Source organism: Phenylobacterium sp., from assembly GCF_028290885.1.
In the GTDB taxonomy this organism is placed as follows: Bacteria; Pseudomonadota; Alphaproteobacteria; order Caulobacterales; family Caulobacteraceae; genus Phenylobacterium.
The window spans coordinates 1-3,752 of record NZ_JAQGIZ010000310.1; the positions used below are offsets into that span (position 1 = coordinate 1).

General features: G+C 68.2%; 5 protein-coding genes. 3 read left to right on the forward strand and 2 right to left on the reverse strand.

Going from position 1 to position 3,752, the window contains the following annotated elements; all coding sequences use genetic code 11:
- On the forward strand, positions 1 to 1,013 hold a 1,013-nt coding region (locus tag JWP28_RS20180; RefSeq protein ID WP_299545648.1), incomplete at its 5' end, for an AAA family ATPase.
- Between the two features lie 196 nt (positions 1,014 to 1,209).
- Here the strand turns inward: JWP28_RS20180 and JWP28_RS20185 are convergent.
- Positions 1,210 to 1,647: an HIT family protein gene (locus tag JWP28_RS20185; protein WP_299545649.1), complete on the reverse strand. Its 438-nt coding sequence runs from the start codon at positions 1,645 to 1,647 to the stop codon at positions 1,210 to 1,212.
- 62 nt (positions 1,648 to 1,709) lie between these two features.
- Here JWP28_RS20185 and JWP28_RS20190 point away from each other — a divergent pair, with 62 nt between their 5' ends.
- The gene (locus JWP28_RS20190) at positions 1,710 to 2,300 is read left to right on the forward strand and encodes a DUF4287 domain-containing protein (protein WP_299545650.1); all 591 of its coding nucleotides are present in this window, start codon (positions 1,710 to 1,712) and stop codon (positions 2,298 to 2,300) included.
- Between the two features lie 74 nt (positions 2,301 to 2,374).
- Entirely contained in the window at positions 2,375 to 2,749 is a 375-nt protein-coding gene (locus tag JWP28_RS20195) for a DUF559 domain-containing protein (protein ID WP_299545651.1), read from the forward strand.
- 78 nt (positions 2,750 to 2,827) lie between these two features.
- On the opposite strand, the gene JWP28_RS20200 is transcribed toward JWP28_RS20195, so the two are convergent.
- Positions 2,828 to 3,752 (reverse strand): GNAT family N-acetyltransferase (locus JWP28_RS20200; RefSeq protein ID WP_299545652.1); only part of this gene is annotated, 925 nt, incomplete at its 5' end.

Genomic DNA, 3,752 nt, shown 5'->3' on the forward strand with positions numbered 1-3,752 from the left:
GCATCCCGCCGAAGTCGGTCTCCAAGTCGGACACCGAGGCGCTGAAGCAGCTGGAGACCGACCTGAAGCGGGCGGTCTACGGCCAGGACGACGCGCTGGACCAGCTGTCGGCGGCCATGAAGATGGCGCGGGCCGGCCTGCGCGACGCCAACAAGCCGATCGGCTGCTATCTGTTCTCGGGCCCCACCGGCACCGGCAAGACCGAGACCGCCCGCCAACTGGCCTCCACCCTCGGCATCGAGCTCCTGCGCTTCGATATGAGCGAGTACATGGAGCGCCACACGGTGAGCCGCCTGATCGGCGCGCCTCCGGGCTATGTGGGCTTCGACCAGGGCGGCCTGCTGACCGACGCCGTCGACCAGCATCCGCACGCGGTCGTGCTGCTCGATGAGATCGAGAAGGCCCACCCGGACGTCTACAACATCCTGCTGCAGGTCATGGACCACGGGGCCCTGACGGACTCCAACGGCAAGAAGATCGACTTCCGCAACGTGGTCCTGATCATGACCACCAACGCCGGCGCCTCCGACGCCCAGCGCAACTCCATCGGCTTCGGCCGCGGGAAGCAGGACGACGAGGCCGAGGAGGCGATCAAGCGGGTGTTCACGCCGGAGTTCCGCAACCGCCTCGACGCGGTGGTGGCCTTCAAGTCGCTGACGCCGGACATCATCCGCCAGGTGGTGCAGAAGTTCGTCATCCAGCTCGAAGCCCAGCTGGCCGACCGCCACGTGACCATCGAGACCTCCGACGAGGCGGCCGACTGGCTGGCCAAGAACGGCTTCGACGAGCTCTACGGCGCCCGGCCGCTGGCCCGGGTGATCCAGGAGCACATCAAGAAGCCGCTCGCCGACGAGATCCTGTTCGGCAAGCTGGTCAAGGGCGGCCACGTCAAGGTGGTGCTCAAGGACGGCAAGCTGGCCTTCGACATCGAGGGCGAGGACCGCGAACCCGGCGCCCCGGTCATCGAGACGCCGGCCGAGGACGCTATCGAAGCGCCAGTGGCGGTGGACTGACGGTCACCAGCTCAGACACGAGGAAAGCCCCGGGTTAGCGCCCGGGGTTTTTCATTTGAACTCTCCCTCCGAACGTCATGGCCGGGCTTGTCCCGGCCATCCATACGCACCGATGGCGGGAATTATCTTCGAAGCCCGTGCGTATGGATCCCCGGCACAAGGCCGGGGATGACGGACATTGGGGGTGCGCTCGTCCCTAACTGATCTTCGCGGCGATCTGCTCTGCCAGCGCCTTCAGCTCCGCCGGGTCGGCCATGGCGCCGGAGGCGTGGCGGCCGAGCGCGACGCCTTCCCAGCGCGGGATGATGTGGAAGTGCAGGTGGTAGACGGTCTGGCCGGCCACGGCGCCGTTGAACTGGGTGATCACCAGGGCGTCCGGATTGAGCGCCGCGCGAACCGCCCGCGCCACCCGCTGGACCCCGAGGATCAGCTCGGAGAGCACCGCGGGCTCCTCGTCCAACAGGTTCCGCGCATGCGAATGCTTGGGGATCACCAGGGTGTGGCCGCGGGCCTGCGGGAAGACGTCCATGAAGGCGAACACGTGCTCGTCCTCGAAGACGCGCACGGACGGCGTCTCCCCGCGCAGGATCTTGGCGAAGATGTTGCCGTCGTCGTAGGTCCCGTCCAAGCTCATGCGCAGCGCTCCTGATCGGAGCTGTCGTAGCAAATCGCCATGTTCACTGGGAGGGTGGAACGATGAGCGGGTCCGGAAGCCACAGTCCGACCGGCCTGACCCCGCGCCAGGAGAAGTGGTTTGCTTCGGTGAAGGCGAGCCTGGAGCGCGACACCGGCAGGACGCTTGACGAATGGATCGCCATCGCCCGCACCTGCCCGGAGACCAGGCCCCGGGCGCGCACCCAATGGCTGAAGGACAACCACGGCCTGGGCGTGAACCGCGCCGCCCAGGTGCTGTCCGCCGCCTTCCCCTCCGGCGAGGGCTGGGACGAGCCGGAGAAGCTGCGCGCCGCGCTATGGACCGATCCCGCCTCCACCGCGATCTTCGAGGCGATCGAGCAGGCCGCCACCGCGCTGCCCGCCGTGGTCACCGGCCAGCGCAAGGCCTTCACCGCCTTCTCCCGTGAGTTCCAGTTCGCCTCGGTCAGGCCGGCGAAGGGCGGCAAGGCCGTGCTGGGCCTTGCCGTGACACCGGATGCCGACCCCGGGCTGGAGGCCCCGAAGAACGAGGGCTGGTCGGAGCGGCTGAAGGCCAAGATCGTGCTGGAGAACGCAGCCCAGGTGGATGCGTCGGTGGCCGCGCTGCTGAAGCAGGCCTGGGAGAATTCCTGATCTTCCTTTCCCCGCGCAGCGGGAGAGGGGGACTGCTCGCCGAAGAGCGAGCGGTGGAGAGGGAAAGCGGCGGCATGGACTCCAACACATCGCTCAAGATCGTCAAACGAGCGCGGGCTCTCCGGAAAGCCATGACCGAGCCGGAGATCATGCTCTGGTCGAAGCTCAAGGGGCGCGGACGAGGTCAGCCCATCTTCCGGCGCCAGTTCGCGTATGAGTCTATGATTTTCGACTTCTACTGTCCGGCGGCGAAGCTCGCGGTCGAGATCGACGGGGCCACCCACTGGGACGACGAGAAGCGCGCGAAGGACGAGGCGCGAGATCGATGGCTGGCGCAGCGGGGGATCGCGGTGATGCGGATCGGCGCCGGCGCCGTGTACGCCAATCTTAGCCAAGTCGCCGACGGGGTGATCCTTCGGGCGCTGGAGCTGGTCGAGGCGCGCCGATAGGTTTCGGGTGAGGCTTGCCCTCTCCACCACCCGCTCTTCGGCGGGCGGTCCCCCTCTCCCGCTGCGCGGGAAAGGAAATCAGGGCTCGTGCCGAAACGGCGAGAACTCCTCGGCCAGCCATTCCATCTCGTGCTCGACGCCCTGGCGTTCCTGGGCGACGAAGCGTTCGACCGGGCCGCGCAGCGCCGGGTCGGCGATGTAGTGGGCGGAGTAGACCGGTCTCGGCAGATAGCCGCGGGCGATCTTGTGCTGGCCCTGGGCGCCGGCCTCCACGCGGGCGAGGCCGCGGTCGATGGCCCACTCGATGGCCCGGTAATAGCAGAGCTCGAAGTGCAGGAAGGGCACATCCTCGACGCAGCCCCAGTTGCGCCCGAAGAGGCAGTCGTCGCCGATCAGGTTGAGCGCGCCGGCGATCCAGCGCCCGTCGCGTCGGGCCATGATCAGCAGCACCCGCTCGGCCATCCGCTCGCCCAGCAGCGAGAAGAACGGCCGCGACAGATAGGGCCGCCCCCACTTGCGCGAGCCGGTGTCCATGTAGAAGCCGAAGAAGGCGTCCCAATGCTCTTCGGTGAGGTCGCCGCCGGTCAGGCAGCAGATCTCCAGCCCTTCGGTGGCGTCACGCCGCTCGCGCCGGATGGTCTTGCGGCGGCCTGAGGAGAGCGCGCCCAGGAAGTCGTCGAAGGTCGCGTAGCCGCGGTTTTCCCAGTGGTATTGCTGGCCCTCGCGCAGCGCCAGCCCCTGGCCGCCCATCCAGCGCCACTCGTCCTCGGTTGGAAAGTTCACGTGGAAGGAGGAGGCGCCGTAGCGCTCGCAGAGCGTCAGCGCCCCGCCCAGCAGGAACCGCCTGGCCTCGTCGGCATCCACGTCGGGTCGGGCCAGCAGCCGCGCGCCGGTGGCCGGGGTGAAGGGTGCGGCGGACAGGAGCTTCGGATAATATTGGCCCCCCGCCCGCTCGTAGGCGTCGGCCCAGGCGTGGTCGAAGATGTATTCCCCCTGGCTGTGC

What these genes read in the sequence shown, in the direction of transcription:
- JWP28_RS20185 (WP_299545649.1), bottom strand. Translation starts at nt 1,647, where the DNA reads ATGAGCTTGGACGGGACCTACGACGACGGCAACATCTTCGCCAAGATC.
- JWP28_RS20190 (WP_299545650.1), top strand. Translation starts at nt 1,710, where the DNA reads ATGAGCGGGTCCGGAAGCCACAGTCCGACCGGCCTGACCCCGCGCCAG.
- JWP28_RS20195 (WP_299545651.1), top strand. Translation starts at nt 2,375, where the DNA reads ATGGACTCCAACACATCGCTCAAGATCGTCAAACGAGCGCGGGCTCTC.